This is a genomic window from Paenibacillus sp. P46E (assembly GCF_001909095.1).
In the GTDB taxonomy this organism is placed as follows: domain Bacteria; phylum Bacillota; class Bacilli; order Paenibacillales; family Paenibacillaceae; genus Paenibacillus_AQ; species Paenibacillus_AQ helianthi.
The window spans coordinates 142347-168727 of record NZ_LVYZ01000110.1; the positions used below are offsets into that span (position 1 = coordinate 142347).

The 26381-nt window shown below is 49.3% G+C and carries 30 protein-coding genes and 1 pseudogene; 1 reads left to right on the top strand and 30 read right to left on the bottom strand.

Annotated features, from left to right (window positions below; all coding sequences use genetic code 11):
* Positions 1-6 precede the first annotated feature (6 nt).
* The 3 genes and pseudogenes from A3849_RS34140 to A3849_RS31700 form a co-directional block, all read right to left on the bottom strand.
* Positions 7-102 (bottom strand): annotated as a pseudogene (locus A3849_RS34140) (anti-sigma factor family protein); the annotation flags it as partial.
* A gap of 5 nt (positions 103-107) precedes the next feature.
* Entirely contained in the window at positions 108-695 is a 588-nt protein-coding gene (locus A3849_RS31695) for an RNA polymerase sigma factor (protein ID WP_074087633.1), read from the bottom strand.
* 634 nt (positions 696-1329) lie between these two features.
* Positions 1330-1902 (bottom strand): TetR/AcrR family transcriptional regulator, encoded by a 573-nt coding sequence (locus tag A3849_RS31700; protein WP_074115004.1) that lies wholly within the window; start codon positions 1900-1902, stop codon positions 1330-1332.
* 208 nt (positions 1903-2110) lie between these two features.
* Between A3849_RS31700 and A3849_RS31705 the strand changes: the two genes are divergently transcribed.
* Positions 2111-3052, top strand: coding sequence for a ketopantoate reductase family protein (locus A3849_RS31705; protein ID WP_074115005.1), 942 nt, complete (start codon positions 2111-2113; stop codon positions 3050-3052).
* A 102-nt stretch (positions 3053-3154) separates the two neighbouring features.
* Here A3849_RS31705 and A3849_RS31710 read toward each other — a convergent pair whose 3' ends face one another.
* The 27 genes from A3849_RS31710 to A3849_RS31835 all read right to left on the bottom strand — a co-directional run bounded on the left by A3849_RS31710 (position 3155) and on the right by A3849_RS31835 (position 26304).
* Positions 3155-4249 (bottom strand): prephenate dehydrogenase, encoded by a 1095-nt coding sequence (locus A3849_RS31710; protein ID WP_074115006.1) that lies wholly within the window; start codon positions 4247-4249, stop codon positions 3155-3157.
* 48 nt (positions 4250-4297) lie between these two features.
* Positions 4298-5395: a histidinol-phosphate transaminase gene (gene hisC, locus A3849_RS31715; RefSeq protein ID WP_074115007.1), complete on the bottom strand. Its 1098-nt coding sequence runs from the start codon at positions 5393-5395 to the stop codon at positions 4298-4300.
* 55 nt (positions 5396-5450) lie between these two features.
* Positions 5451-6272: a tryptophan synthase subunit alpha gene (gene trpA, locus A3849_RS31720; protein ID WP_074115008.1), complete on the bottom strand. Its 822-nt coding sequence runs from the start codon at positions 6270-6272 to the stop codon at positions 5451-5453.
* Positions 6272-7468 carry a tryptophan synthase subunit beta gene (gene trpB, locus A3849_RS31725; RefSeq protein ID WP_074115009.1) on the bottom strand — a complete coding sequence of 399 codons (1197 nt, stop codon included), beginning with the start codon at positions 7466-7468 and terminating at the stop codon, positions 6272-6274. The genes trpA and trpB overlap by 1 nt, the downstream gene beginning before the upstream one ends.
* Positions 7465-8145, bottom strand: coding sequence for a phosphoribosylanthranilate isomerase (locus tag A3849_RS31730; RefSeq protein ID WP_074115010.1), 681 nt, complete (start codon positions 8143-8145; stop codon positions 7465-7467). Before A3849_RS31730 ends, trpB begins: the two co-directional genes overlap by 4 nt.
* The gene (gene trpC, locus A3849_RS31735; RefSeq protein WP_074115011.1) at positions 8138-8968 is read right to left on the bottom strand and encodes an indole-3-glycerol phosphate synthase TrpC; all 831 of its coding nucleotides are present in this window, start codon (positions 8966-8968) and stop codon (positions 8138-8140) included. Before trpC ends, A3849_RS31730 begins: the two co-directional genes overlap by 8 nt.
* Positions 8958-9998 (bottom strand): anthranilate phosphoribosyltransferase, encoded by a 1041-nt coding sequence (gene trpD / locus A3849_RS31740; protein WP_074115012.1) that lies wholly within the window; start codon positions 9996-9998, stop codon positions 8958-8960. The genes trpC and trpD overlap by 11 nt, the downstream gene beginning before the upstream one ends.
* Positions 9999-10051: 53 nt before the next feature.
* A complete protein-coding gene (gene trpE / locus A3849_RS31745; protein ID WP_074115013.1) occupies positions 10052-11605 on the bottom strand; it encodes an anthranilate synthase component I in 1554 nt (517 codons plus the stop codon).
* 357 nt (positions 11606-11962) lie between these two features.
* Positions 11963-12322, bottom strand: coding sequence for a chorismate mutase (gene aroH / locus A3849_RS31750; RefSeq protein ID WP_074115014.1), 360 nt, complete (start codon positions 12320-12322; stop codon positions 11963-11965).
* Positions 12316-13422 carry a 3-dehydroquinate synthase gene (gene aroB, locus A3849_RS31755; RefSeq protein ID WP_372237819.1) on the bottom strand — a complete coding sequence of 369 codons (1107 nt, stop codon included), beginning with the start codon at positions 13420-13422 and terminating at the stop codon, positions 12316-12318. The genes aroH and aroB overlap by 7 nt, the downstream gene beginning before the upstream one ends.
* Entirely contained in the window at positions 13422-14591 is a 1170-nt protein-coding gene (gene aroC, locus A3849_RS31760; RefSeq protein ID WP_074115015.1) for a chorismate synthase, read from the bottom strand. Before aroC ends, aroB begins: the two co-directional genes overlap by 1 nt.
* Positions 14592-14790: 199 nt before the next feature.
* Positions 14791-14952 (bottom strand): hypothetical protein, encoded by a 162-nt coding sequence (locus tag A3849_RS33275; protein WP_167374672.1) that lies wholly within the window; start codon positions 14950-14952, stop codon positions 14791-14793.
* An 85-nt stretch (positions 14953-15037) separates the two neighbouring features.
* Entirely contained in the window at positions 15038-15841 is an 804-nt protein-coding gene (locus tag A3849_RS31765) for a CheR family methyltransferase (protein WP_074115016.1), read from the bottom strand.
* A 26-nt stretch (positions 15842-15867) separates the two neighbouring features.
* Positions 15868-16311, bottom strand: a complete 444-nt coding sequence (gene ndk, locus A3849_RS31770) for a nucleoside-diphosphate kinase (protein WP_074115017.1) — start codon at positions 16309-16311, stop codon at positions 15868-15870.
* Between the two features lie 105 nt (positions 16312-16416).
* Positions 16417-17385 (bottom strand): polyprenyl synthetase family protein, encoded by a 969-nt coding sequence (locus A3849_RS31775; RefSeq protein ID WP_074115018.1) that lies wholly within the window; start codon positions 17383-17385, stop codon positions 16417-16419.
* On the bottom strand, positions 17382-18242 hold the full coding sequence (locus A3849_RS31780; RefSeq protein ID WP_074115019.1) for a menaquinone biosynthesis protein: 861 nt from the start codon (positions 18240-18242) through the stop codon (positions 17382-17384). Before A3849_RS31780 ends, A3849_RS31775 begins: the two co-directional genes overlap by 4 nt.
* Positions 18239-18847: a UbiX family flavin prenyltransferase gene (locus A3849_RS31785; protein WP_074115020.1), complete on the bottom strand. Its 609-nt coding sequence runs from the start codon at positions 18845-18847 to the stop codon at positions 18239-18241. The genes A3849_RS31780 and A3849_RS31785 overlap by 4 nt, the downstream gene beginning before the upstream one ends.
* A complete protein-coding gene (locus tag A3849_RS31790) occupies positions 18844-19719 on the bottom strand; it encodes a UbiA-like polyprenyltransferase (protein WP_074115021.1) in 876 nt (291 codons plus the stop codon). The genes A3849_RS31785 and A3849_RS31790 overlap by 4 nt, the downstream gene beginning before the upstream one ends.
* The gene (locus A3849_RS31795; protein WP_074115022.1) at positions 19712-20464 is read right to left on the bottom strand and encodes a demethylmenaquinone methyltransferase; all 753 of its coding nucleotides are present in this window, start codon (positions 20462-20464) and stop codon (positions 19712-19714) included. The genes A3849_RS31790 and A3849_RS31795 overlap by 8 nt, the downstream gene beginning before the upstream one ends.
* A gap of 3 nt (positions 20465-20467) precedes the next feature.
* Positions 20468-21337 (bottom strand): heptaprenyl diphosphate synthase component 1, encoded by an 870-nt coding sequence (locus A3849_RS31800; protein ID WP_074115023.1) that lies wholly within the window; start codon positions 21335-21337, stop codon positions 20468-20470.
* A gap of 112 nt (positions 21338-21449) precedes the next feature.
* Positions 21450-21989, bottom strand: a complete 540-nt coding sequence (locus tag A3849_RS31805; protein WP_074115024.1) for a hypothetical protein — start codon at positions 21987-21989, stop codon at positions 21450-21452.
* Positions 21990-22099: 110 nt separating this feature from the next.
* Positions 22100-22348 (bottom strand): trp RNA-binding attenuation protein MtrB, encoded by a 249-nt coding sequence (gene mtrB / locus A3849_RS31810; RefSeq protein ID WP_074115025.1) that lies wholly within the window; start codon positions 22346-22348, stop codon positions 22100-22102.
* A gap of 114 nt (positions 22349-22462) precedes the next feature.
* Positions 22463-22735 (bottom strand): HU family DNA-binding protein, encoded by a 273-nt coding sequence (locus A3849_RS31815; RefSeq protein WP_019909963.1) that lies wholly within the window; start codon positions 22733-22735, stop codon positions 22463-22465.
* A gap of 280 nt (positions 22736-23015) precedes the next feature.
* The gene (gene spoIVA, locus A3849_RS31820; RefSeq protein WP_074115026.1) at positions 23016-24494 is read right to left on the bottom strand and encodes a stage IV sporulation protein A; all 1479 of its coding nucleotides are present in this window, start codon (positions 24492-24494) and stop codon (positions 23016-23018) included.
* A gap of 378 nt (positions 24495-24872) precedes the next feature.
* Entirely contained in the window at positions 24873-25565 is a 693-nt protein-coding gene (locus A3849_RS31825; RefSeq protein WP_256701152.1) for a DUF3939 domain-containing protein, read from the bottom strand.
* Positions 25566-25667: 102 nt separating this feature from the next.
* Complete coding sequence (locus tag A3849_RS31830; RefSeq protein WP_074115028.1) at positions 25668-26036, bottom strand: 2Fe-2S iron-sulfur cluster-binding protein; 369 nt, start codon at positions 26034-26036, stop codon at positions 25668-25670.
* An 88-nt stretch (positions 26037-26124) separates the two neighbouring features.
* The gene (locus A3849_RS31835) at positions 26125-26304 is read right to left on the bottom strand and encodes a DUF2768 family protein (protein ID WP_074115029.1); all 180 of its coding nucleotides are present in this window, start codon (positions 26302-26304) and stop codon (positions 26125-26127) included.
* Between the last annotated feature and the right edge of the window lie 77 nt (positions 26305-26381).

Genomic DNA, 26381 nt, shown 5'->3' on the forward strand with positions numbered 1-26381 from the left:
GGAACAATTCGCAATATGCCTTTCAAGCTTGATCCGCCTGGGATCCGTGGGGGGAGCGTCCCACAACAGCGGAATGGAATCTTGCGCTTCCCTGCAATTCATAGGCCTTACACCCTCTCAGCCTGCTCTTCTGGTTCAGGCTCATAAAAATAGGATTCGAGTTGAAGCTTCACACTGCTCCGGGCACGGAACAATAATGATTTCACGGAGCTGACACTCTGATCCAGAATCACAGCAATTTCCTGGTAGTCCATTTGGTCATATTCCCGTAGTATCAGCGCCGAGCGCTGTTTCTCCGGAAGATTATTAATCGCTTCCCGTACCAGATTCATTCGTTCTTTACGAAGTGCAGCCTGTTCCGGAGCCACTTCAATCGGGGCGACAGGAGTATATCCGCTTTCCTCGAGAGATATGTTTCCGGCACGGTTCTTACGAAGCTCACTGAGTACGGTATTACGGGCAATGGTATATAGCCACGTCGAGAATGATGCATCTACTTCACGGAAGGAATGCAAGCTCCGGAACGCCTTGTAAAAGGTTTCCGAGCACAGATCCTCAGCAAGAAGCTCCATATGGGAATTCTTAAGCATATGGTAGACAAAAGCCAATATTTTACGTTGATAGCGCCGCATTAATTCGGAGTATATCTCTGTATTTCCTTGCTTGATTAGCTGGATCAACTGGGAATCCGTCATGGTGAGTTCGGCCCTCCTCGCCCTAGCACGTGTAATCCCGTCCGGTCCATAATTCTTATACCGGTCGAGGTTCAAAAAGTTGCGGTAATTGCTCTAAATTTGCTCTGTATAAACGCAATACTTCCTATGTATATTCATGTACCCAATAAATAAGGCATCTTGTAAGTGGATACAGAAACAAAAATGTACGTCCATTAATTTCCGGGCAGCCAAATACCGGGTCGCTTGCTGATCACTGGAAATCTATAAACATACTTAACCTAGTATAACATACAATCTGGAAGGATGACATTAATAGACTTTTAGCGTCGAATTACGCAGTAGATGAGTTTGCCATAAAATAGAGGAACATCACCTATTAGCGTACACAGTCATTGTAATTAACTGGTGTTGAAAACTGCCTCTGAAGATTATTTTATTATCTTTGAATAATGGGTTGACAAAATGTAAACGGATACATATAATAAAAGTACAGTATGGTTTCTCTCCACTCCTATCCAAATACTACACGGTTCCAAGAAATTGTGAACTGTAACCGCTTATTATGTAAGCGGTCTTTTTTTGTCTATTTTTAGTAGCCCTGGTGAAAAGCATATTTTCTAATTTCCGCCCCGTACCGGTTTAAATCCTGTATTTAAGACCGTCCGATTAATCCAAACAAGAGCAGCCGGTTAAGCTCTACCATTTTATCCTTGTAATTTTCACTTTTCGCCCAGGAGGATTGGATCGACCCAAACACTGTTAATAATTCCAATATGGTTTCCATAGAAACAGAATCATCAATAACCCCTTCCTTTTTCCCCACCCCGATGAACTCCTCTATGATTTCGACTCTAATCCGGTTTGTGTTTTCATTGTACAGACTAGACAACACCTGATCCTCTACTGCGCCCGGGGAAGTGAGTAATTGATAATCCTGATCAGCACAAATCTCCAAAGCCTGGAGCATTTTATCTTTAAAATTTATATTTTGGCCCAGAAGTTCCTTGGCCTTGCGGACGGTATTCTGCATTAGGACATTCGCACATTCCCTGACTACCCCTTCTTTGTTGCCGAAATAGTTATATAGTGACACAGAGGATACGCCGGATTCAGCGGCAATGTCTTTTATACTGACGTCTATGAAGCCTTTTTCCTGGAAAAGCTTCAGGGCGGCTGCAATGATTGCATCTTTCTTGATTTGTGTTCTGATTTCAAATTTGTTCATACCGCTTCACTCACATCCCACGTTTTTTAATACATTTAATAATATCATGATTCGCTTAGTTTTGAAATATCGAGATATATATTTAAAAACTTATTGACAAACGGTTTGGGTTAGGGCTAGAATCGAGCTGTGTTAATTTTTAAATATGAATACGATTATTTAAAAACTTATATGCAGAATAGGTTACATGATACGGAGGGACTATTTTATGAGAATATTGGTGTATGGGGCCGGAGTTTTGGGAAGTTATTTAGCCCATGTACTGGTGCGCGGAGACAACAATGTGACCATGCTGGCCAGAGGAGGGCGACTGGATGAATTGCAAAAGAACGGGAATGTTATCCGGCATTATTTCCAATTCCGTACCACGGCAGATAAGGTAAATGTAATCAGTGAATTGCAGCCAGAGGATATCTACGACCTTGTTTTTGTAGTGATGAAATATCCGGATTTCCAAGCGGTACTGCCTGCTCTTGCAGCGAACCATAGCAGTCATATAGTCCTCGTAGGGAATAATGCCAGCCCCTCAGAGATGCGCGATTATCTGGAAACCCACAGTCCGGTGAAGAAACAGGTTGCCTTCGGGTTTCAGTTGAGTGCTGGCTGGAGGGAGAACGGCCGGGTGAACTGCGTACGCGCTCCAAAGGTGCAAATGACCATTGGCGGTTTAGGTGAGGAGCTTTCTTGGCGGGCGGTGATTGACCAAGCTTTTGTGAACACGAAATATAAATTAGTCTACCATAACCATATGGATGAATGGCTGAAAAGCCACTTTGTGATGATCCTGCCTCTGAATTTCATTGCCCCTTCATATAATGGGGACTTACGCAAAGCTATAAAAGACAACATGCTGCTTCATCATGTCATAGCTGCTGTAGATGAGGGCCATCAAGTCTTGGAGAAGCTCGGATATACTGTTGCACCTGCGAGTCAAATCAAATTGGCCCGGGAACAACGGAAAATGTTCTATATCCTGCTGAAGCTTATGCTGTACACCCCTGTCGGCAAAATTCTCCTGGGTGATAAAGCAGTGTCCGCTGACGAGATGTCTGCATTATATCAAGCCTTCAATGATTTAAAGAGCAGAGCGAACATTCCCACACCTCATTGGGATACGCTCGAAAATTATTCTCCGCTCCCGCAGAGGTAAACCCTTCCGCAACAAAACCCCTTCAAGCCCACTCTTCCACATACTGATGTATGGGTTGAAGGAGTGACTGCTTGAAGGGGATATTATCCAGCCCTACTGGCCTTATACGTACACGGTATAATCGTGGTGCTGTAGCAGAATCTTCGCCCGCTCCATATCATTCTCCTGGCGGAAGGACAGACGCATAATACCTGGAACATCCTCCCGGCTCTCGATAATCTGAACATTGCTAAGGTTGATGCCCTGATCACCCAGCTCCGTAGCGATCCGTCCGATAATTCCCGGATGATCGGGAACATCGATATGCAGATCAAACAGCGGAGTAATCATTCCTTTGCGCCGTTCCGGCAATTGGCTGCGGAAAGCACCTGCTTCAAGAAAGGCTTCTTCAATGCCTTCCCCATCCGCTTTCTCCAGCAATTGAACGAACGAAGAAACCTCATCACTCCAATCCCTCAGCAGACGAAGCATGACTGAGCGGTTGTTCAGCAGAATATCACGCCAGATGATTGGATCACTGGAGGCAATTCTTGTGATATCACGGAAGCCGCCTGCCGCCAAAGTGCTGTACAGGGAATCGGTATCGTCATATGCGCGGATCTGATTCACCAGTGCAACTGCAATAATATGCGGCAAATGGCTGATGGCCCCGACAATCTCGTCATGGCGCTCCGGATTAAGCCGGACAATCTGCGCTTTGGTATGTAGAAGCAAAGCTTCAAGGGCCTGATACGCTTCCTCCGGCACTTCCGGCGGCGGTGTCAGGACATAATAGGCATTCTCGAACAACATTGAAGATGCAGCCTCCACACCGGAGCGTTCTGAACCGGCCATCGGATGCCCGCCAATAAAATGAACCCCGGGCAGGTCCAGTGAAACCGCACAGGCGGCAATTGTGGCCTTGGTGCTGCCAACATCCGTAATGATACAACCGGGCTTCAAAGGAAGTTTACTAAGCCGTTGCAAGTAATCTTCCAGCATGCCTACAGGCACGCACAAAAAAATGAAATCAGCGTCCAGCGCCGCTTCCTCAAGAGAAAGTGTGGCTTGATCGACCACGCCTCTGCTGACGTACTTTTTTGCCGATTCAGGACGGTGGGCATGGCCTGTAACGGTCAGGCCCTCCTTGCCTTTGAAGCAAAGGGCCAGTGAGCCTCCGATCAGACCGACACCGAAAATTGCTATTTTTGTCGTCATGTTCTTTGAACTACCCGCCTTCTGTAGATTCGTCTTGTCAGTTGGTCCTTAGACCTGTACTCCCTGTTCCTGGAGCGCCTGTTCCAATGCAGTAATAAACGCCTTATTCTGTTCCGCCGAACCGACGGTTACACGAATATAGGTAGGGTACAGCTTGTGCCCTGCTCTGACAATGATCCCCTGCCGTAGCAATGCATCAAAAACATCAACAGCCGGTTTTCGTACATCCACCATAATGAAGTTCCCATGTGCCGGGAAGGATGCAAGGTCCAGCCGTTTGAATTCAGCCTGGAGCTGCACGATACCTGCACTGTTAAGACGGCGGCATTCCTGTACATACTCCTGATCAGCCAGTGCAGCCAATGCTCCGGCCTGTGCCAGACGTGTAGTATTAAACGGCTCCCGAACCTTGTTAATCAACGAAATAATCGTCGGACTCGCCACCCCATAGCCGATACGCAGTGCAGCCAGGCCATAAATTTTGGAGAATGTCCGCAGTACAACCAGGTTCGGATAGGATTCAAGCAGCTTAATTCCATTGGAATACGAAAGATCAGTCACATATTCAAAATAAGCCTCATCCAGAACAACCATCACCCCTGACGGTACAGCATTCAGGAAAGTGACAAGCGCTTCCTCCGGTACAATCGTTCCGGTCGGGTTATTGGGGTTGCAGATCCAGATGATTTTGGTGCGCTCTGTAATGCGGGCCAGCATGGCATCCAAATCATGTGTACCATTTACCAGAGGTACTTCAATGGAGACGGCGCCTTCAATATCAGCATTGCTTTTATATACGGAAAAGGTCTGGTCTGCCATAATCGTCTCGTCTCCCGGCAGGAAAAACGCACGGGCTATCAAGGCGATAATCTCATCGGAGCCGCAGCCAAAGATGATATTGTCGCTCTGCACACCAAGATGATCAGCCAGTGCAGCAGTCAATTCGGCCGCCGAGCCGTCAGGATAGAGATACAGATTATCGAGCTCTGCCATGATCGCAGCTCTAGCACTTGGTGAAGAACCATACGGGTTTTCGTTCGAAGCCAGCTTAATGACATCGCTTAAACCAAGCTCCTTCTTTACTTCCTCAATAGGCTTTCCCGGTTTGTACACAGGGAGGTTAACGATATTCGGTTTCGGATTCATGAAAGGTCCTCGCTCTCCATAAATATTACAACGGGTACAGGTCTGCCAGCAGACGTTATGGTTTCAATTGTGCCACAAATTCACGAATTTGCAACAGGCCTTCACTTCGGGTAGCCGGATTATCCAGAAGGGGTATGACATCCTCGACCTTGCGGACAATAGCACTGCCTACTACTACTCCATCGCAGATGCGGGCAAAACGTGCTACCTGTTCTCCGGTCGATATGCCAAAACCTACCGCCACAGGAAGATCAGTAGCTAGCCGGACAGATGCTATGAATTCATCCACCCCGGTATGAAAGGTAGACCGTTCTCCTGTGACTCCAAGCGAGGAGACGCAGTAGACGAAACCACTGGCCCCTGAGACAATCCGGGCAATACGTTCGCTGGAGGTTGGTGCTACAAGCGGAATCAGATTTACCCCGGCAGTCCGGCTCCGCTCACGCATATCCTCTGACTCTTCCACCGGAAGATCAGGAATAATCAAACCACTGATCTCATGGGCATCGAGCAGAGAGAAAAAGTTGTCCAGCCCCATTTGCATGACTGGATTGTAATAAGTAAACAGGATAAATGGCAGCTTACTGCCTGCCTGGCGTGCTTTCAGCGCAGTTTCCATACAGGTGCGAAGATGTATATTGCCGCGCAGCGCTCTGGATGAAGCCCGCTGAATCACCGGACCGTCTGCCAGCGGATCAGAGTAAGGCACACCCAGCTCCAGGATATCTGCGCCTGCCGCCTCCAGCTCAGCGATGATCGCAAGCGTTGTCTCCAGATCCGGGTCGCCTACAGTCAAGAAAGGAATTAGCGCCGTCCGGCCCTCCTCTTTCAGCTTGCGGAAGGTCAAATCCATCCGGTTCGTTGTTTCGGTTGTCATCACTTACCCGCTCCTTCCGTGTAGGCCATGATGGATTCAACGTCTTTGTCCCCGCGTCCCGACAAACAGATGACCACGATATCATCCTTGGTCAGAGTCGGTCCGAGCTTCGTTACATGCGCGATAGCATGGGCAGATTCAAGAGCCGGAATAATACCTTCTGTTACGCATAGCAGTTTCAGGGCTTCCAGAGCTTCATCATCCGTAACCGGCACATATTGGGCACGATGAACATCCTTAAGATAGGAATGCTCTGGGCCTACTCCCGGATAGTCCAGTCCAGCCGAGATCGAATGTGCCTCCTGTACCTGTCCATGTTCATCCTGAAGCAGATAACTAAGTGAACCCTGGAAAACCCCTTGGGTCCCTTTACTCATGGTAGCCGCATGGAACGGAGTATCAACGCCTTTGCCGGCAGCTTCCACCCCAATCATCCCCACCTGCTCATCCTCCATGAACGGGTAGAACATTCCGATCGCGTTGCTGCCTCCTCCTACTGCCGCTACCAGAAGATCCGGCAGCCTTCCTTCGGCTTCCAGAATCTGCCGACGCGTCTCATCGCCGATAATCCGCTGGAAATTGCGGACCATCATCGGGTATGGATGAGGACCTACAGCGGAACCTAGCACGTAGAAGGTGTCCTCAACGTTGCTCACCCAGTAGCGGAGCGCTTCATTCCCTGCGTCCTTGAGCGTCCGCGAACCGGAGGTCACAGGAATGACTTCTGCCCCTAGCAGCTTCATACGGAACACGTTCAAAGCCTGACGGCGAGTATCCTCTTCACCCATGAACACCTTACATTCCATCCCTAGCAGAGCAGCTACTGTAGCCGTGGCAACCCCATGCTGGCCTGCCCCGGTTTCGGCGATCACTTTGGTTTTACCCATCATTTTGGCAAGGATGCCCTGGCCGATTGCATTGTTGATTTTGTGTGCTCCGGTATGGTTAAGGTCTTCACGTTTTAAATATATTTTAGCCGCTCCCAGATGCTTGCTGAGGCGCTCAGCATAATACAGAGGGGTCTCACGACCGGAGTATTGCTTGAGCAGATAATCTACTTCCTTCTGAAAAGCCGGATCTGCGGAAAACCTGTTATAGGCCTCCTCCAGCTCGATCAGTGCAGTCATCAACGTTTCAGGAACGAAGCGGCCTCCAAAAGAACCAAAACGTCCATTCTTGTCCGGTACTTGTATCATGATTGCTTCACCCTTTCCACAAAAGCTGTTATTTTAACGATGTCCTTCATTCCATCGCTCTCTACTCCGCTTGAAACATCCACACCATATGGAGCATAGTCATCCAACAGTTCACGCACATTATCCGGATGCAGTCCACCGGCTACAAATAAAGGCAGACCATATTCAGATGCTGTCTGTTGATATGCCGGAATCCTCTCCCACTCAAATGTTCGCCCCAAACCGCCGCTGCCGGCCGGGTCATATGTATCCAGCAGCAGGGCATCTATGGCACCGGCATAATGCTGCAAAGTCTGAGGCCCGTTCCCGGCAGAGTTAGCTTCACTATCGGCTACAGAAAGAGCCTTCCATACCTGCACCTGGGGAAAAGCTGCTTTAACGGCCCGGCAATAGTCTGCACTCTCCTGGCCATGCAGCTGAACAACATCCAGTGGCACCGTAGAAAGTATTGAGGCTAGCTCATCAAGTGAAGGATTCACAAACACTCCAGCCGCAAGAGGGGGCTTCCCGTTCTCCCATCCAGCAAGTTCAGCTATGAGCTCTGATGCATGCTCAGGACTGACCTTGCGGCGGCTCTCAGCAAACACAAATCCTACATAATCCAGAGGTAATCGCTTCATAGATTTTAGCACTTCAACGTCCTGAAGTCCACAGATTTTTACCACCGCCTCAGCCATGTGCGGCACGTTCCTTTCCTTCCGGCAGCGAACCCAGCAGTTCGTGCACAGCCTGTTCCACATCCGGCTTGCGCATCAGATACTCTCCCACCAGAACACCGATCGCTCCTGTAGTCTTCAGATAATCGATATCAGCAGGTCCGGCTATTCCACTCTCGCTGATTACAGGAACTGAGACGGGAAGAAGCGCAGTAAGTTCCGCTGTTGTGGCTAATGCGGTTTCGAATGTTCGCAAATTCCGGTTGTTAATGCCCAGTAGAACCCCCGGGTGATCTATCTTGCCGGTAGCCAGGACTGTTTCCAGCTCGCTCCGGTCATGAACCTCAATCAGAATATCAAGTCCCAGCTCCGCCGCTGTGTCGGTGAAAGAAGTCAGTTGTTCTGGTGTCAAAATCGCTGCTATGAGCAATATGGCATCCGCCCCCAGGAGGCGCGCTTCGTAGATTTGACGTTCATCAATGATAAAATCCTTGCGCAGCAATGGAAGATTAACGGCTTCCCTTATCTGCTGAAGATATGAGCTACTGCCTTGAAAATAGTCCTTATCCGTTAGGACTGATAGACAATCCGCTCCTCCCGCCGCATAGCCCTTAGCTATGGATACCGGATCGAAATCCGCCCGGATCAATCCTTTGGAAGGCGAAGCTTTCTTCACCTCTGCAATCAGACCCATAGATCGGTTCCGCGATTTCGTGAGCGCATTGCGGAACCCTCTTGTTGGTGGCAGTACTGCAATCTGCCCCTTGGCCTCCTCAATGGAGAACGTTTTACTCAAGGCTTCTACTTCCTTGTATTTGGTGGCGACAATCCGTTCAAGATACATAATCAAGCTCCTTCGTCATGGCTTTAAGTTGTTCCAGCTTCAGCAGCGCAGCACCGGAATCCACGACAGTCCTAGCCTTATCTACACCTTCTTTTAATGTCTCTGCAAGTCCAGCCACATAAATGCAGGCACCTGCATTGGCAAGAACAATATCACGGTATGGATTCAATCCGCCTTGCAGCACACCGGTGATTATAGCCGCATTCTCCGCCGCGTCACCGCCAAGCACATCCTCCAGCGGATGCGTGCTTAATCCCAGTTCCTGTGGATTAATCTCATAAGTGGTTACTACACCATTCTTCAATTCGGACACCTGCGTGGGTGCTGAAATACTGATCTCATCCAGACCATCCAGACTGCTCACGATCATCGCCCGCTTGGATCCCAGCTCTTTCAGGACATTAGCTACAATTTCTGTTTTGTCCCGGTCGTAGATACCCATCAACTGACGGTCAGCCCCTGCCGGATTAGTAAGCGGCCCCAACATATTGAACACCGTACGGAACCCGAGTTCTTTTCGGGGGGCTGCGGCATGCTTCATCGATGGATGATAGATTTGGGCAAACAGGAAGCATATACCTATACTTTCCAAACACTGAACGGCCTGGTCTGCATTTAGATGAATATTAACTCCAAGCGCCTCAAGCACATCGGCGCTGCCCGCTCTGCCCGATGCCGAACGGTTACCGTGCTTGGCTACCCGGACGGAAGCTGCGGAAGATATTATCGCCGAGGCTGTGGATATATTGAACTTATGAATGCCGGAGCCTCCGGTTCCGCACGTATCCAGAAGCTGTGAGCGTTCTGTAAGTACATGTGTGCTGAATCCCCGCATCGCTTCCGCGAAGCCGGTGATCTCTTCAACCGTTTCCCCCTTGATCCGCAGCGCGGTCAGCAGAGAACCTATCTGTGCCGCTGAGGCCGATCCTTCCATAATTGTACCCATAATCTCGCGCGCCTGCACGCGGTTCAGATCCCGGCCCTCGATCAGAGCGGCTATTCCTGCTTGAATCAATTGGCTTGCATCCATCATTGTCTCCTCCTCATCATTATCCATTAGCTTCTATAATGGGTCATCCCTGATCAAGGGGTATATTCATACATGTAATCCTGGTTGATAACCTGTTTTTCTTTGATCTCTGACGGAAACATAGCCTCTGCCATCCGAATGGCCTTCAGCATCCCTTTAGCTTTGTTGACCGTCTCTTCATATTCCTTCTCCGGTACAGAATCCCAGACAATTCCCGCCCCAGCCTGAACATAAGCACGTCCTTTACGGAAAATAATGGTGCGGATTGTAATACAGGAATCCATATTTCCGGAAAATCCGAGATACCCTATAGCTCCGGCGTATGCACCTCTTGCTTCCTGTTCTAGCTCTGCGATAATTTCCATCGCCCGCAGCTTCGGAGCACCGGAAACCGTACCTGCCGGCAGACATGATAGGAAGGCATCGAAGAAATTTTTACCCTCGTCAAGTGTGCCTGACACATTGGAGACCATATGCATCACATGCGAGTATTTCTCTATTTCCATGAAGGAATCGCATTTCACCGTACCAAATTTTGAAACCCTCCCGAGGTCATTACGGCCCAGATCCACCAGCATCAGGTGTTCCGCCCGTTCCTTCTCATCCTCCAGCAGTTCAGCGGTCAGGGCCCGGTCCTGTGCTTCATTCTCTCCGCGGGGCCGCGTTCCGGCAATTGGACGGGTCTCTACACGGTTTCCATCGACCTTGACCAAGGCCTCGGGTGAAGTGCCCACGATAATTTCTTCATCCATTTTCAGGTAATACATATAAGGCGAAGGGTTGAGCGTACGCAGCATCCGGTAGACATGCAGGGGTGATACTTCAGTTTCAATATGCAGCCGCTGGGACAGCACTACCTGAAAAATATCCCCGGCCCGGATGTATTCCTTCGCCTGTTCCACATTGCTGATATATTGTTCTTTGGTAAGATTAGAATGAATCTCACCAAGTTCGATGTCCTGGGGAATGCTGCGTCGGTTGACGTTCTCTTTGGGACCTTCCTTTTGCAGTTCTTCAGCCATATCCTCTAAGCGGCGGCTCAGCTCTTCATACCCGGCTCGGATATCAGAGTCCGTATCGCCGTCCTTGATGTGCAGGTTTCCCACCAGCAGAATTTGCTGCTTCACATGATCGAACACAATAATACGGTCGCAGAACATGAACCGGATATCATCCATGTTCAAATCGTCCACTGCATGGGACGACAGCTTTTCATAATACTGCAGCAAGTCATATCCGAAGAATCCAATAGCACCGCCGGTAAATGGAGGCATCCCTTCCAGCTTAGGACTGCGGTAGGAGCGAAGCAGTGCTTTCAGTTCCTCAATGGGTTTGCCGAGCACCTGTCTCTTCTCTCCACCGACCTCAACATGGATCACACCCTTTTTACCGGAAATCATCAGGAAGGGCTCACTACCGATAAAAGAATATCGTGCCCATTGGATCCCGCCCTCTACACTTTCCAGCAAAAATGCCCGATCCTGCTCGGCAAAACGCGAGAATAACCGGATGGGTGTCTCCATATCGGCGAGCAGCCTTTTCACTACAGGAATCAGATTATATTCCCGGGACAGAGACAGCACTTCTTCTACTCTTGGATGGGTCACTTGGGATACCTCCTTGGGATGTTGGTTTATATTGTCCGAAATACAGAAAAACCTCTACCGAAGTAGAGGTTTGTGTAAGTAAGTATATGAAAAAGCGCAAAGGACCGGCATAAAACCATCTGAATGGTTGCACTAATCCCATTAATGAATACAACTATAGTGCAAAATCAGCACCAAAGGGTACCCCAAAAAGAGATCTGCAAACAAACGGTATGCCTGTACTCAACTAAAATCCTGCACTCTGCTCAACTATACTCATCTCATCTAAACTAAACTCTGCTTCACTCGGCTAACTACACTATACATGATGACTTTGGTCTATGGCAACCCCGTACAGATAAATTGTTACTTCTTCTGTTAGAGATCCGGACGAAGCCTCTGGGCTTCATTCAGATAGACATGACGGATATCCCGTTGTGACTTGTCCGTGTTCACCTGCACCATCAGCCGGATGCACTTAGGCAGGCCGCCTTTGACGGGTATTTCCACAGAGCACATCAAAGGCACCAGATCCCAGCCTTCAATTTCACGAATAGCCCGTGCCGGAAAGGTCGCATCCAGATCACCAGTGACGGTAATCCACACACTGCAGATATCTTCCGCAATGACATCATTACGCTCTACAATTTCCCGCAGAAGTACAACCGTTTCACGCAAAATCTCGTTTTCCTCATTATTGGATACGGTCGTTGCACCGCGAATACCCCGGTTCACCACGGGCTTCCCTCCTTCTTAAGCTGCGAGATGACCTCACGGACGGCACTTTGCTGCACATCATTTATGATACTGACAGCCCCGATAGAATCCGGTACAATAAAAGTCATCTTGCCTTCCTTGAATTTCTTGTCATGCATCATCGCTTCCATTAATTCATCCTCGCTGTACTCCGCAGGCAGCTTTACAGGCAGCCCAAGTGCGGACAGCATCGAAATGGTATCCTCATAAATAACTTGATCCCGGCCTAGCTTGGCAGCTAAAAGCGCAGACCCGGCCATTCCGATAGCAATAGCTTCACCATGGAGAAATACTCCATATCCGCCTACCGCTTCTATGGCGTGTCCGATCGTATGTCCGAGGTTCAGAATCGCTCTTTGCCCATGCTCGTGCTCATCATTGCCAACGACTTCAGCCTTGATTGCACACCCGCGTTCCAGAGCATAACCCAGCGCCTCAGCATTCAGTGCGAGGAGCTCAGAAGCATGCTCACGGCACCAGTAAGCAAATTCACGGTCCAGAATCAGACCATGCTTCACCACTTCGGCTAATCCGGAAGAAACTTGGCGCGGCGGTAATGTACTCAGGGTATCCAGATCATAGACTACCATCGTTGGCTGATAAAAAGCTCCGATCATATTCTTCGCCAGGGGGTGGTTAACTGCTACCTTCCCTCCCACACTGCTGTCGTGGGCCAGAATGGTAGTAGGAATCTGAACGAACCCTATTCCCCGCATGTAGGATGCGGCAACAAAACCCGCCAAATCTCCAACTACACCGCCACCCAGTGCAAGTACCGCAGAACTGCGGTCCAGACCGGCCTCAATTGCCGTAGTAATAACTTCTTCATACACAGCAAGGGATTTCGACGCTTCACCGGCTTCAATAACGTGGCTAACTACAGTATATCCCTGTTCCTGCAGGGCGGCCTCTACCACCGGAAGGTAACGCGGAGCCACTTCACTGTCGCTGACAACGAGGAGTGGACTTCGGAGCGGGAATCCAGCCTGAACACATTGCTGCCCGATGTCCCGAAGGAGTCCGCTGCCAATATGGATCGGATAGGAACGTTCACCTAAGTCTACCGTAATACTGCGCACCATCAGTAGCTCTCCAGTTGCGCCTGGTAGCTATTATAATTGGCTCTGATCTCCTCGATGGAGTCCCCGCCAAACTTATCCAGAAATGCCTTGGCGATTTCCCAGGCCACCACATTCTCAAGAACTACACAAGCAGCCGGTACAGCACAAGCGTCGGAACGTTCCACCTGGGCAGTGAATGGCTCTTTGGTGTCAATATCTACACTCTGCAGCGGCTTATACAGCGTCGGAATAGGCTTCATGACTCCGCGGACCACAACCGGCATTCCATTAGTCATTCCGCCTTCAAAGCCGCCCAGACGATTGCTTGCCCGGTAGTATCCCCGGGAAGCTTCATACATGATCTCATCATGAACCTGGGAGCCCCGCAGCTTGCCTACTTCAAAGCCAATGCCGATTTCAACACCTTTGAAGGCATTGATGGACATTACTGCTCCAGCAATGGCACTATCCAGCTTGCGGTCATACTGCACATAGCTCCCCAGACCGACAGGCAGGCCCTCGACGATACATTCCACAATACCGCCAATGGAGTCGCCTTCCTCCTTGATCATGTCTATGTAGGCTTCCATCTTTTGCTCAGTCTCTTTATCCACCACTCTCACCGAAGAAGCTTCAGTCTGCTCAATCAACTCATCGATAGGCAGATCATTGGCAGGCACCTCAATTTCACCGATCCGGATAACCTGTCCCGCGATCTTTACTCCGAACGCAGCGAGCAACTGACGGGCTACTGCCCCAACAGCTACTCTAGCAGCCGTTTCACGGGCACTGGAGCGCTCCAGAACATTACGCAAGTCGGTCAGGTTATACTTCAATCCGCCATTCAGATCCGCATGTCCAGGACGCGGACGGTTGACGCGGCGCTTCTCTTCATCGCTGCCAGGAATAGGTTCGATATTCATAATATTTTTCCAGTGCGTCCAATCTTTATTCTCAACCACCAGAGCCACCGGAGCACCTGTTGTATTACCATGGCGCACGCCGCCGACGATTTCTGCAGTATCCTTCTCAATCTGCATCCGGCGTCCACGCCCGTACCCTTTTTGCCGTCGTTGCAGTTGAAAATTAAGCTCTTCAAAATTAAGTGTCAAATTGCTGGGCAGTCCTTCAATAATGGCTGTTAGCTGGGGGCCGTGCGTTTCCCCCGCTGTTAAATAGCGTAAACTCATGCTGCGTTCCCCCTTCACACTTTTAAACTGTAAACCGCTAAAATGTTAAATGTCTTTGCTCATTATAGTATAGGGAATCCGCTTTGACAAGAAAGGGATACGTCCGGCATACCCTCTGTCAGCACAAAAAAGAACAGCGCCGTCCCCACTCTTGCGAGTAAAGACGACGCTGTATTGTACCCATAACGGGCCCCTGCAATCAACTGCCGATTTTCCGGACGGAAGGCATACATGCCGACTTACCCTCTTCGAGCATGAGCAGACTTTGCAGCTGCCGCTCTTCGACACCAAGAATTTGTCCGCATTCACGGACGGTCAGGAAGCCGCGTCTGTAGGCGTCAATGACCTTACTTTTATCCATTGGAATGAACGACCTTTCGTATGGCGCACGTAATCATTTCTACTCCCCAGTATCACTGAAACCATGCGAAAGTATACGTATTCAATTATTTCTTACGGTAAAAGAACGTCTCCGTCGACTCAAATCCGTACTGTGCCGGTGTGAAAATCTGCTCTGTACTGCCCACAAATAAATATCCGCCCGGACGAAGGCTTGCCGAGAACTTGTGGTACAACTTGTTTTTGGCCTCTTCTGTAAAATAAATCATAACATTGCGGCAGATAATCAAATCGAAGCCTTCATCAAACTTGTCCAGCAGCAGGTTCTGCTTGCGGAAGTCTATATTTTTTTTAAGTCCTTCACTGACCTTGTACACAGGCCCTTCCGGTGTAAAATAGCGGCCGGCGACATCCTTCGGCACATCCTTCAGCGAACGCTCCAGATAAATGCCCTGCTTTGCTTTGGCCAGCGCACCGTCATCAATGTCCGTCGCCAGAATTCCAGTCTGGGCCAGAATATTTTTGTCCGAGAGAATCATGGCCAGTGTGTAAGGCTCTTCACCAGTTGAGCAGGCCGCACTCCATAGTTTCAGTTTGCGGCCCGAACGCTGAAGCTCAGGCAGAATGTTATCCCGCAGAACCTCCCAGCGGTTAGGATTGCGCCAGAATTCCGAGACATTGATGGTCATACGGTCCAGAAATTCATAGAACAGTGCTTTATCCTTCATCATTGCTGCAAAAAAATCACTAAAAGACGGATAGCCATTCTTGGTACGCAGCGTGGTCAGACGACGTTTCATCTGCGCTTCCTTGTACTGGGCCAGATCAATTCCAGTGCTCTGCTTAACATTATGAATAAAACCAGAGTAATCCCGGTCTTCTGCAGTTGATGTTTCTTCTCGTTCAGCCATTCATTTCCCCTGCCTCCCGCCTGATACTACATCCAGGCTGCGATGTCTTTAGTGTAATCTGCCAGCTCAGCCGGAGCAAAGAAGTTGGCAATTTCACGCTTTGCGCTTTCCGGTGAATCCGAACCATGAATCAGATTCAGAGGCGTATGACTGGCAAAATCCCCACGGATTGTACCCGGCAAAGCTTCTCCAACCTTAGTCTTACCGATCATGATACGGGATAATGCTACTACATCATCGCCTTCCCATACCATGGCGAATACCGGCCCAGAGGTGATAAAACGTACCAATTCAGGAAAAAAGTCTTTCCCTTCATGTTCTGCATAATGCTTCTTCGCCTGCTCTTCCGTAACGGAAATTAGCTTGCCGGCAACCAGCTTAAATCCCTTATCCTCCAGTCGGGTCACAATTCGCCCGATCAGGCCGCGTTGTACCCCATCCGGCTTAATCATCAGATACGTTTGCTCCATAGAGTCACTCTCCATTTTCTGTTATTCCGAAAAAAAATTAGCTGTTTTTTTGATAGTATCAGAAAGCACGCCATCTGTGAACGCTTAATATTTGTAGTATTTCAATTAGTAAGCTCTACCAGTCACAAAAAAAGCGATATCCTTCAGGTTGCGCTTGGTTCTGTTGCTTGGAAGTTGATCCAGCGCCGCAAGGGCCTTGGATATGTAGCGGGATGCCAGCTCTTCTGCTCTGGATATGCCTTCGCCCGATAGAATCAGATCTATGGCGCGTCCCACTCCGCTATGCCCTTCACGGATAGAAGCCAGTTCTGTAAGCAATGGACCGCGAATCTGATGGTCCTCCAGGCTGTAAATCACCGGCAGAGTGATATTGCCCTGCCGCATATCGCTGCCCGGCGGTTTGCCAATTTGCTTTTCCGTCCCGGAAAGATCGAGCAGATCGTCACGGATCTGAAACGCCATACCAACATTATATCCGTAATCGTAGAGCAGTTTAGCCGTACCCGGCTCTGCATCGGCGGCCAACGCTCCCAGTTGGCAGCTGATAGCAATCAGCAGGGCAGTCTTCCGGCGGATGCGCCGCAGATAATGGCGCACACTCTGCTCACTGTTGAAGAAATCACGGATCTGCTCCATCTCTCCGATAGACATTTCCACCATCGCTCTGGAGAGGATTTGGTGTATTCTCGGATTACTCAACTCTGAGGTCATCACTAGCGCTTTGGCATATATGTAGTCCCCGGTGTACATGGCAATTTTGTCGCCCCATTTTGCTTTGACAGTCTGTTCCCCGCGCCGCAGCTCTGCATCATCAATCACATCGTCATGGACGAGCGAAGCGCTGTGGATCAGCTCCAAGGGAATAGCAATCCGCTTCAGCTTCTCCAGATCATATTTCCCGAATTTACCGCCCATCAGCACAAAGACAGGGCGCAGCCTTTTGCCGCCTGCCTTCAGCAGATGAAGGGATGTCTCTGCCAGCAGTTCATCATCGCCCTGCACGCTGCGGTAGAGTTCCTTTTCAATCTGATCCATATCTTTGTTCAGCAGTCCAAACATTTGAATTCGTTTCATTCTTTCACCCGTGTCAGCAGATTATGGCTCCAAATCTCCATCTTCACTTCCCGTAGCAATAAGCCTAGCTCGTAAGCGTAGTGGAAATACAGACTCAGACCCTCCTGTTGCCTTTCCCCAAAGTCATAACTCAAATTACGGAAGTAACCGTCCCAAAAGGCTGCTGTTCCCCCGATAGCTGTGCATGCCTCACGGATAATGGGTGCAAGGTTCCGCTGGCCGAGTATCTTGCTCTCCACAAAGGCTTCGGCTATTTCAGCAATTGCCTTAGGCCTCATTTCGGCTGCCTCCCGGTTTACAGCCCAGACGGCAAAGGTCATCCCCAGTCCGGTCCATTCCTTCCACAGCTCCCCAAGATCCGTAACGATATAGCCCTGATCCTGCCAAGAAGCCCTGATTGCATTATCGCCAATGAGCAGGCTGGCATCAGCCTGTGCCATCATCTTATCCAGATCAGGGACAGCACTAATATATTCCGGATTGCCGCCCATCGCTTTCTGCAGCAGGATTTTAAGCAAATTGACCGATGTAGCGGAAGTATTTGTTACGGCAATTGTTCCTGAAGCAATCTGTGCAATCGGCACCCTTGAGAACAGCAGGATGGATTTTACAGGACCATCAGAACTTACGGACAGATCCGGCAGAAGCAGCAGACGTTCGCTTGCGGCTGCATATGCGAAGGAAGAGAGCGCTCCTACTTGGATGTTTCCGCTGGCCATCCCCTGATTAAGAATGGCTGGCACCTCACTCACCATCTTTGCGGGGAAGCTTAACCTCGATGGGTGAAAATTGTGAAATACCGGCCATGAGTTCGTATAGCTGATTTTACCGATAACGGTAGGTTTCGGATGGCTCATCCTTCATCCCCCCATCTGCGAAATAATGAATGCTCAATGTTCAAGCTGTCGAGCACCTTGCCCACCATAAAGTTAATCAGATCCTCTACGGTTGTGGGGCCAAAATAAAATGCGGGCATCGCCGGAATCATTTTCACCCCGAGGCGGGACAGCTTCAGCATATTTTCCAGATGTATTGCATGCAGAGGTGTTTCCCGGGGGACGAGTACAAGTGGGCGGCCTTCCTTCATCATGACATCCGCAGCCCGGGTCATCAAATTATCAGAACTGCCCTGAGCTACAGCAGACAGTGTTCCCATAGAACAAGGCATAATAATCATGGCTTCGGTTCGGAAAGAGCCGCTGGCAATAGAAGCGCCGATATCGGCAATCGGGTGATAATGCAGAGAACCGGGACAGTCTCCGAACTGTTCGTTCAGAAACCCTTCCCGGTCTGAGGCGGCAAAGCCGAGCTCTTCCTTAAAAACACGCCACCCGGCATTGCTTACCACCAAATGGACCGAGTGCCCCAGCGAAAGGAGGACTTTGGTTAACTGGACACCATAAATACCGCCGCTCGCTCCCGTAATGCCTACGACAAAGTTTTTCGCTTTAAGCTCATTCATTTGTAAAACTGCACCACCAGGTCAATCAGAGTAAATGAAAAAACTACGATGCTCAGCACACCATTCATGGTGAAGAATGCTGTCTGCAACCGGCTAAGGTCGCTCGGAGACACAATATGATGCTCATAAAAAAGAATAATGTAGGCAATAAGCATCCCTGCGACATACCACCAGCTTAAGTCGGTAATGAACAGCAGCGACACAAAACCAGCACCCGTAAGAATATGAAACACCTTAGCAATGGTCAGTGCTCTGGGAACGCCAAAACGGACAGGAATGGAGTATAGTCCTTCATTCTTATCGAATTCAACATCTTGACAGGAGTAAATGATATCAAATCCAGCCGTCCAGAATACAATCGTGAAATAGAAAACCATGGCAGTCCAATCCACTGTACCTGTAACGGCAACCCAGCCGCCAAGAGGAGCCAGAGCGATCGTCAAACCTAGAATCAGATGGCATGCCCAGGTGAAACGCTTGGTGAACGAATAAAAAACAAGAAGGAATACAGCGACCGGCAGCAACTTAGCCGACAAAGGATTCAGCTTAAACGCGGCCCAGAACAGCAAAAAGAATGAAAACGCAATAAACAGGGTTACTTCGCCAACCTTGAGCAGTCCGGCAGGAATGGCTCTTCCGGCTGTACGGGGATTTTTGGCGTCACTAATCCGGTCAATTAACCGGTTCAATCCCATGGCTGCGCTGCGGGCTCCGAACATTGCGATAACAATCCAACCGATTTGCCCCCAGGAAGGCAGGGCTCCGAACATCACTACTGAACCAAGTAATGCGCCCATGAAGGCGAAGGGTAAAGCAAATACGGTATGTTCAAATTTAATCATTTGTAAAAAAATGCCGATTTTCTTAAGCATTACAATTCTCCTTGAGCCCAATATGTAGTGCAGCGATGCCTCCGGTCAAGGGGAAGGATTCCACTTTTTGCAGTCCGGTTTCACGGAAAATCACTTCTAGTTGCTTTCTGTCCGGGAACAAGGCGAGTGATTCAGGAAGCCATTTGTATTGTTCATATCTCTTCGCGAAGAGTTTGCCAAGGAGTGGAAGAACACGCTGGAAATAAAAATAATAGATGCCTTTGAACGGCTGCTTCATCGGTTTGGACAATTCCAGGCAAACTACCATGCCTCCCGGCTTCACCACACGTTTCATTTCGTTTAATACCTGAACCGGATCTGGAACATTGCGGAGTCCAAAGCCTATCGTTGCATAATCAAATGAGTTATCGCCAAAAGGAAGCTCCATGGCGTTGCCCTGTACCAGCGAAATCTGATCCTGAAGATGACGGGCCTCCACTTTACGCCGGCCTACTTCCAGCATCCCCGCACTAAAATCCAGCCCCATAACAGAGCCGTTCCCGCTGGCTTCTGCGAGCGCGATGCTCCAATCACAGGTGCCGCAGCACAGATCAACCGCAGAGTCCCCGGGCTTCATCCCCATCTTCCGCATGGTGAACTTACGCCAAGCCTTGTGCCTGCGGAAGCTCAATATGTCATTCATCAAATCATACTTACCAGCAATACTCTCAAAGACGGAATGCACAAACTGTTCTTTGGGTTTGGTGCCTTGATCACTGAGTGTGGTCGTTTTCTCTATTGTCATTCCCTAACCCTCCACGGCAGCTTGACCGGAAATTTTCATATGCAGAAGAAGGCGGTCGAGCGCAGCACTGAGCTCGCTGAGCAGGATTTCGTCCTTGACACCCTGCAGTAACCCCTGAATAGACTGGACCGACCCATGCAGCTTGTCCGTTAGCAACGAGTCACATTTGTATTTCATCTTGAGCTTCTTCCAATCCTTAAGGTCTATATCTTTCTCGAGCAGCCTCCGCCGTTCATCTTCTGCAGCAGATTCCAATACCTTCAAGTAGCAATAGCCATCCACAGCATTTACCGTATCATCTCCACGGCGCAGCTCCAAAAGGACAGTTTCGTATTGGCTGAATTCGGCAAGCAGTCTTTCCCACAACTCTTTAAACGGTTCCTCAATCATCGGTGTAAAAGAAAGAAACAGCCTCATATTGAGCTGTACCGTGTGTCGCAAATATTGTTCCGCGGAAAGGATCATGGATTTCATCTTGCTGTACAGATTGGCCTTCATCACGTTAACATCCGCAACGGCGGTACTTAAAATACCCACCATCTCTATCTGCTCACGCTTGGCCAGCAGGTGATAAAACCAGCTGCTGAAGTAATCACCAGCCAGTACCTTAAGCTGCCGGGATCGCATGAGATCTCTGTCAGGCTCCACCTGTGTACGGTCGATCGATTCATGGGTATCCAGCCCCAGCTGAACCAATCCGGTTACGAGCGTGAACAGTTCTACGCCCTTCAGATCTGCAGGTGAACCGTGACTTAAAAAAATATATAACAAATGACCACGACCGTCTGAAAACGGCGGCAAATCCGTATGCCGCTGAATCATGTCGTAGTCTGTGTAAGGTTTAGCCAGTTGCGGTATGCGGTACGGTTTCATTTCAGCCTCCGGAGCCATTGACGTTATGACAATCTTTGTTCACAATCTTGTCTATTATATCACATGTTTTTTGGTCACGCACTGTGGGCCCGTCTAGTTTATTTTACCCAGATCAGGGATTTATGAACTGCTTCTTCCATAGCTCACTCTCACTGATCCGCAGCCCGTCTTTAAGGGATTCCGGCAGTGGACGGCTTGCGGCCTTCTGGAGAGCTTCCAGCAGTCCGGGCGACCATTCGCTGCGCCGGATATCTCCTGCAAGCAGCAGACGACGGCTCTCCAGCCATTTGTCCTCGGCAACAATCCGAAGAAGCAACTGATCCACATTCACTGTCTCCTGAAAGGCAAAAGAAATGGCTAAGGCCATATTCTGGTAAATTTCCTGCGGCTCAGTTTCATTGCCCGTCACCTTCAGATCCAGAGAGAGAACGCTCCCCTTCCAACCCACCCGGTCAATGGAAAGGGTAAGAGGAAGCTCCCCAAGTAAATCTACAAGGTTATTGTTCCCCAGAACCGTGCCCTCCTCGCCGAAGACCTCCAATGCTCCATACTTACTCTGCAAGGAAGGCTCAAGTGAGGCCAACTGCGGAAGAAGAAGCACGGTAGCCGCAGATATGATCACTGCTGTTCCAATTAGCCAGCTCCTGTTCATGACAAGCCCCCTTATCATTCATAGTTGCCGCCTCCTGGAACGAATATTCGGGAATTGAGACATGGCTATCTTTAGTTATATTTTGAAAAAAAGCAGGCTATGCCTGCTTTTCAGCTTTCACTTTCCAATTGTCCGTGTTTACTCCATATTTCGGCCTTGCCGCGGATTTTCATGGCTGAGGTATGATCCGTAAATTGGGCAATGAGTACTTCACCCTTGTCCAGCTTTTCTGTATGATGAAATCTTGTATCCAATCCTCGGGTAAGCCCAATAACCTGTACACCGTTTTCTTTGGCTTTGATTACAATGTAGTCGCTGCCTGCCGGGGCGGGATTTACGCCAGTATTCTTCTCGGTCATGTAGAACCCTCCTAAAAGTTTTTGAGAGTATATACCCTTTCAACAACAAATGCCGCCTTGGAGGGCGGCATCGTTATTACTCAGAAAGACTATGGGATAGATATGTAGAAATCTCTATTTGATTCCGTCTTTAAGAGCTTTACCCGGTTTGAATGCCGGCACCTTGCTCGAAGGAATTTCGATTTCTTCACCAGTCTGCGGATTACGGCCTTTACGTGCGGAACGCTCGCGCACTTCAAAGTTTCCGAATCCAACCAGCTGTACTTTATCTCCGCTTTGCAGAGCTCCTGTGATCGCTTCAAAAACGGCATCTACCGCTTTAGTAGCATCTTTCTTGGGAAGTTCAGTTGCTTCTGTAACTACGTTGATCAAATCTGATTTGTTCATGTCTTCTCACCTCCCTGGGCAAATTTCCGGTATCATACACTGTTTCCGTTTCAACGCAAAATATACGTGATAATCCCGTTATGACTAGATATCGGCGCTACTCTTCCTAGAAGCGCAACAAACTTATAGTAATACAGCCCACCCAGAATTTCAAGGCGTTAGTCAAAAAAGGAGAAGAAAGTAGCATATTTGTTCTCTAAATGCTTGGTTCTCTTAATCATTTGCATAAAAAACAGAGCAGGATTTCTCCCGCTCTGTCGCTTTGCAGCCCAATGATTTTTTACAGAATGATTGCAATCAGTCCACCAGAGCCTTCATTGATGATCCGGCCCAGTGTTTCCTGCAGCTTATAGCGGGCGTTATCCGGCATCATAGCGATTTTCCCTTGAATGCCTTCACGCACGATGGAGTGCAGCGACCGGCCAAAAATATCGGATTCCCATATCTTGATCGGATCATTCTCGAAATCCTGCATCAAATAGCGCACCAGCTCTTCACTCTGCTTCTCTGTACCGATAATCGGCGAGAATTCAGATTCTACATCCACCCGAATCATATGAATGGATGGGGCTGTAGCTTTCAGCCGGACTCCGAAACGCGAGCCTTGGCGGATCAGTTCCGGCTCATCCAGCGCCATTTCAGCGAGTGATGGAGCAGCGATCCCGTAGCCTGTGGTTTTTACCATTTCCAGCGCTTCCGAGAAGCGATCATATTCACGTTTGGCATGTGAGAAATCCTGCATCAGCTGCAGGAGGTGGTCCTTCCCGCGGATTTCAACACCCACAATCTCCATCAGAACCTGGTCATAGAGTTCCTCAGGCGCATACAAGTCGATCTCTGCAACACCCTGACCCATATTCATGCCGCTGAGTCCGGCCCTGTCAATGAAGTCATATTCCGTGAACTGTGCTACCAGCCGGTCAACATCACGCAAACGGCGGATATCCTTCACCGTGTCACGGACAGAGTTCTCGTAACTGGTGCGCAACCAGTGGTTCTCGCCAAGTACCATTACCCAGCTTGGAAGATTCACATTCACCTCGTGGACCGGGAATTCATAAAGGACTTCACGCAGGACGCCTGTTACATCATCTTCCGTCATGCTCGCTGCACTGAGTGTCATGACCGGAATATCATATTTGGCGGCCAGCTCACTGCGGAGCTGCTGCGCTTCATCACTGCGCGGCCGGGTCGAGTTAATCACCAGCACAAACGGCTTGCCAACCTCTTTCAGCTCTGCGATTACACGTTCTTCGGAATCCACATAGGAGTGACGCGGAATTTCAGCTATGGTACCATCTGTAGTCACCACTACACCCAGTGTGGAATGCTCCTGAATGACCTTGCGGGTGCCAATTTCCGCGGCTTCCTGAAAAGGAATAGGCTCCTCAAACCAAGGAGTGGAAATCATCCGAGGCCCATTTTCATCCTCATAGCCTTTAGCACCTTCAACCGCATACCCTACACAATCTACCAGCCGGACATTGACCTCCAGCCCTTCCGCCACCTTGATCTGCACCGCATTGTTCGGCACAAATTTCGGCTCTGTTGTCATGATTGTTTTCCCTGCCGCGCTTTGCGGAAGCTCATCCACCGCTCTAACCCGATCCGCCTCATTCGTAATGTTTGGCAAGACGATCGTTTCCATAAAGCGTTTGATAAATGTTGATTTCCCTGTGCGAACCGCACCGACGACGCCAAGATAAATGTCTCCGCCGGTACGCTCGGCAATGTCCTTGAAAATATCCACTTTTTCCAAAAGAGATCCCCTCCTCATATTACTCCGAAGAAAAAATGCCTGAAGAGCATCGACTTCGCGTTCCGCCGGCTTTTCTGACCTTTGCAGGACACCCACCGGACTGACATTGTCCGCCATGGAGCCTAGCTGCTGACTTAAGGGCGGAACCTGCATTGCCCCACGCTTAACTCCGAATGCTCGGACATGCATTTGGACTAGTATCATCATATGTATCCAGAACGGATTTATGACCCGCTACCCGCGCAATTTAAATCGGAATTTCGTAAAAATCAGCCACTGCGCCTGCAGAGCGTCATGACGCCCGGAAGCCTTCTCAGCTAGCATATGAGGGGAAGTAGAGGGATAGAACTCTTTTTGGGAGAGAGCCTGTTAGTGTCTTTAGAGTAACGGAGACTGAGGGACTGGCATACCGTCCACCCAGAAATAAGGCAAGGATTTGACAGGCACGTAATAAGAAGCCTGCTCCAGTAAAAGACGCAGGTCCGTATTAACTTTTGGAGGAGCAGAATTTTGGTGTATCGCGGACTGAATATCAACACCGTAATCTACATATACAGTGCCGTTCTTATCCATGAAAAATGGCAGCGGCTGGCCGGAATAGATGCTGTTAAGTGTGATCGAATCCGTGCCCGCCTGCCGGGCATTAATCGCGAAAAGACCCGGATAGATCTCCTCCTCTGCCGGGAGGCTTCCGCCATGCGCAGACTTATACCGGTTGATCAGGCGCTGGACATCATTCACCTTTTGAACAGTAACCAAGTCCATCATTTTGACCGCCGGATCGCTCTCTTCATCCAATATAAGAAAATAAGCACTGCCACCCTTTTCGAAGGCAGCCGCCGGAATTTCATCCAGATATCCCGCTTGCTGCAGCTTCTCCAGATCAATTAAGAATTTCTCATATTTCGGTGTGGCCTCATCTGCATTAAGTATAGGGAGTAATCCTTCTTTTTGCTGGTAATCATCCACTGCTGCCTGCACCCGCATTACGCTTCCGCGATAGCTGCTTCCCGCCTTCTCCTTCTCAGGATACATACAGCCTGCAAGCGAGCATACCAAAAGAATGGACACCGCCCACAGAACTCCTCTCATGTTGGATCTATACTTCTTGTCCCGCCTAATGCAGCTCTCCACGCCCTTATCCCTCCGTTTCTTACAGTTGTCGTAAAAGTGCTACCAGAGTTCATCTTCTTCCCCTCGACGGGCAGCTTCAAGCTTACGCCTTACAGCTGCTTTGAGCGGGTCCTCGGGAGTATATACGGTCAAATCGCTCCATACCGCAGCTTGGCAGGCCAGACGAATACCTTCGTCCACCAGGCTGCCTAGTTTTCGCTGCTCGGCATCACCAGGAGGTCTTAGCCCAGATGTATATTCTTCAGTAACCTTAACTTTACACATCAGACAGCCGGCCTTTCCACCGCAACGGGTAGTAATGGAGACCCCTGCTTTACGTGATGCCTCCAGCAAAGAAGTTCCATGCGTGACAACAGCTGTTCGGCCTTCCGGCTGAAATGTGACGGTCCATCCCTTTTGCCGTTTCATGGTGCAGCTTCCTTCCTTTACATGATCATATCTAATGAATCCACCTGAATAGACTGACAGTCGCGGAGCTCCAACTGAATGTAAATGCTTACATAATTGAAGCAGCTCCACCCAGCAAGCCTATAATCATAATGACAAAAGCGATTACAGACAAAACGCCCCTCAAAAGCCCTTTGGTCTTACTACGGGCAAAGGTAATCAGAAACACGGACAATCCCATGATCAGGATTGCGATAAGGGATAACCACATTTTCGTCATCGGGTCCATATCCAGCGCTCCCCCATTCGGCTAATTTGGATTGCGAATATTATAGCATGAAACTCTATCCATTTCTGCAAGAAGAA

Excerpts from the sequence above, each read along its gene's own strand:
- A3849_RS31695 (WP_074087633.1), bottom strand. The coding sequence starts at position 695 with ATGACGGATTCCCAGTTGATCCAGCTAATCAAGCAAGGAAATACAGAG.
- A3849_RS31700 (WP_074115004.1), bottom strand. The coding sequence starts at position 1,902 with ATGAACAAATTTGAAATCAGAACACAAATCAAGAAAGATGCAATCATT.
- A3849_RS31705 (WP_074115005.1), top strand. The coding sequence starts at position 2,111 with ATGAGAATATTGGTGTATGGGGCCGGAGTTTTGGGAAGTTATTTAGCC.
- A3849_RS31710 (WP_074115006.1), bottom strand. The coding sequence starts at position 4,249 with ATGACGACAAAAATAGCAATTTTCGGTGTCGGTCTGATCGGAGGCTCA.
- hisC (WP_074115007.1), bottom strand. The coding sequence starts at position 5,395 with ATGAATCCGAAACCGAATATCGTTAACCTCCCTGTGTACAAACCGGGA.
- trpA (WP_074115008.1), bottom strand. The coding sequence starts at position 6,272 with ATGACAACCGAAACAACGAACCGGATGGATTTGACCTTCCGCAAGCTG.
- trpB (WP_074115009.1), bottom strand. The coding sequence starts at position 7,468 with ATGATACAAGTACCGGACAAGAATGGACGTTTTGGTTCTTTTGGAGGC.
- A3849_RS31730 (WP_074115010.1), bottom strand. The coding sequence starts at position 8,145 with ATGGCTGAGGCGGTGGTAAAAATCTGTGGACTTCAGGACGTTGAAGTG.
- trpC (WP_074115011.1), bottom strand. The coding sequence starts at position 8,968 with ATGTATCTTGAACGGATTGTCGCCACCAAATACAAGGAAGTAGAAGCC.
- trpD (WP_074115012.1), bottom strand. The coding sequence starts at position 9,998 with ATGGATGCAAGCCAATTGATTCAAGCAGGAATAGCCGCTCTGATCGAG.
- aroB (WP_372237819.1), bottom strand. The coding sequence starts at position 13,422 with ATGGTGCGCAGTATTACGGTAGACTTAGGTGAACGTTCCTATCCGATC.
- aroC (WP_074115015.1), bottom strand. The coding sequence starts at position 14,591 with ATGAGTTTACGCTATTTAACAGCGGGGGAAACGCACGGCCCCCAGCTA.
- A3849_RS33275 (WP_167374672.1), bottom strand. The coding sequence starts at position 14,952 with ATGGATAAAAGTAAGGTCATTGACGCCTACAGACGCGGCTTCCTGACC.
- A3849_RS31765 (WP_074115016.1), bottom strand. The coding sequence starts at position 15,841 with ATGGCTGAACGAGAAGAAACATCAACTGCAGAAGACCGGGATTACTCT.
- ndk (WP_074115017.1), bottom strand. The coding sequence starts at position 16,311 with ATGGAGCAAACGTATCTGATGATTAAGCCGGATGGGGTACAACGCGGC.
- A3849_RS31775 (WP_074115018.1), bottom strand. The coding sequence starts at position 17,385 with ATGAAACGAATTCAAATGTTTGGACTGCTGAACAAAGATATGGATCAG.
- A3849_RS31780 (WP_074115019.1), bottom strand. The coding sequence starts at position 18,242 with ATGAGCCATCCGAAACCTACCGTTATCGGTAAAATCAGCTATACGAAC.
- A3849_RS31785 (WP_074115020.1), bottom strand. The coding sequence starts at position 18,847 with ATGAATGAGCTTAAAGCGAAAAACTTTGTCGTAGGCATTACGGGAGCG.
- A3849_RS31790 (WP_074115021.1), bottom strand. The coding sequence starts at position 19,719 with ATGCTTAAGAAAATCGGCATTTTTTTACAAATGATTAAATTTGAACAT.
- A3849_RS31795 (WP_074115022.1), bottom strand. The coding sequence starts at position 20,464 with ATGACAATAGAGAAAACGACCACACTCAGTGATCAAGGCACCAAACCC.
- A3849_RS31800 (WP_074115023.1), bottom strand. The coding sequence starts at position 21,337 with ATGAAACCGTACCGCATACCGCAACTGGCTAAACCTTACACAGACTAC.
- A3849_RS31805 (WP_074115024.1), bottom strand. The coding sequence starts at position 21,989 with ATGAACAGGAGCTGGCTAATTGGAACAGCAGTGATCATATCTGCGGCT.
- mtrB (WP_074115025.1), bottom strand. The coding sequence starts at position 22,348 with ATGACCGAGAAGAATACTGGCGTAAATCCCGCCCCGGCAGGCAGCGAC.
- A3849_RS31815 (WP_019909963.1), bottom strand. The coding sequence starts at position 22,735 with ATGAACAAATCAGATTTGATCAACGTAGTTACAGAAGCAACTGAACTT.
- A3849_RS31830 (WP_074115028.1), bottom strand. The coding sequence starts at position 26,036 with ATGAAACGGCAAAAGGGATGGACCGTCACATTTCAGCCGGAAGGCCGA.
- A3849_RS31835 (WP_074115029.1), bottom strand. The coding sequence starts at position 26,304 with ATGGACCCGATGACGAAAATGTGGTTATCCCTTATCGCAATCCTGATC.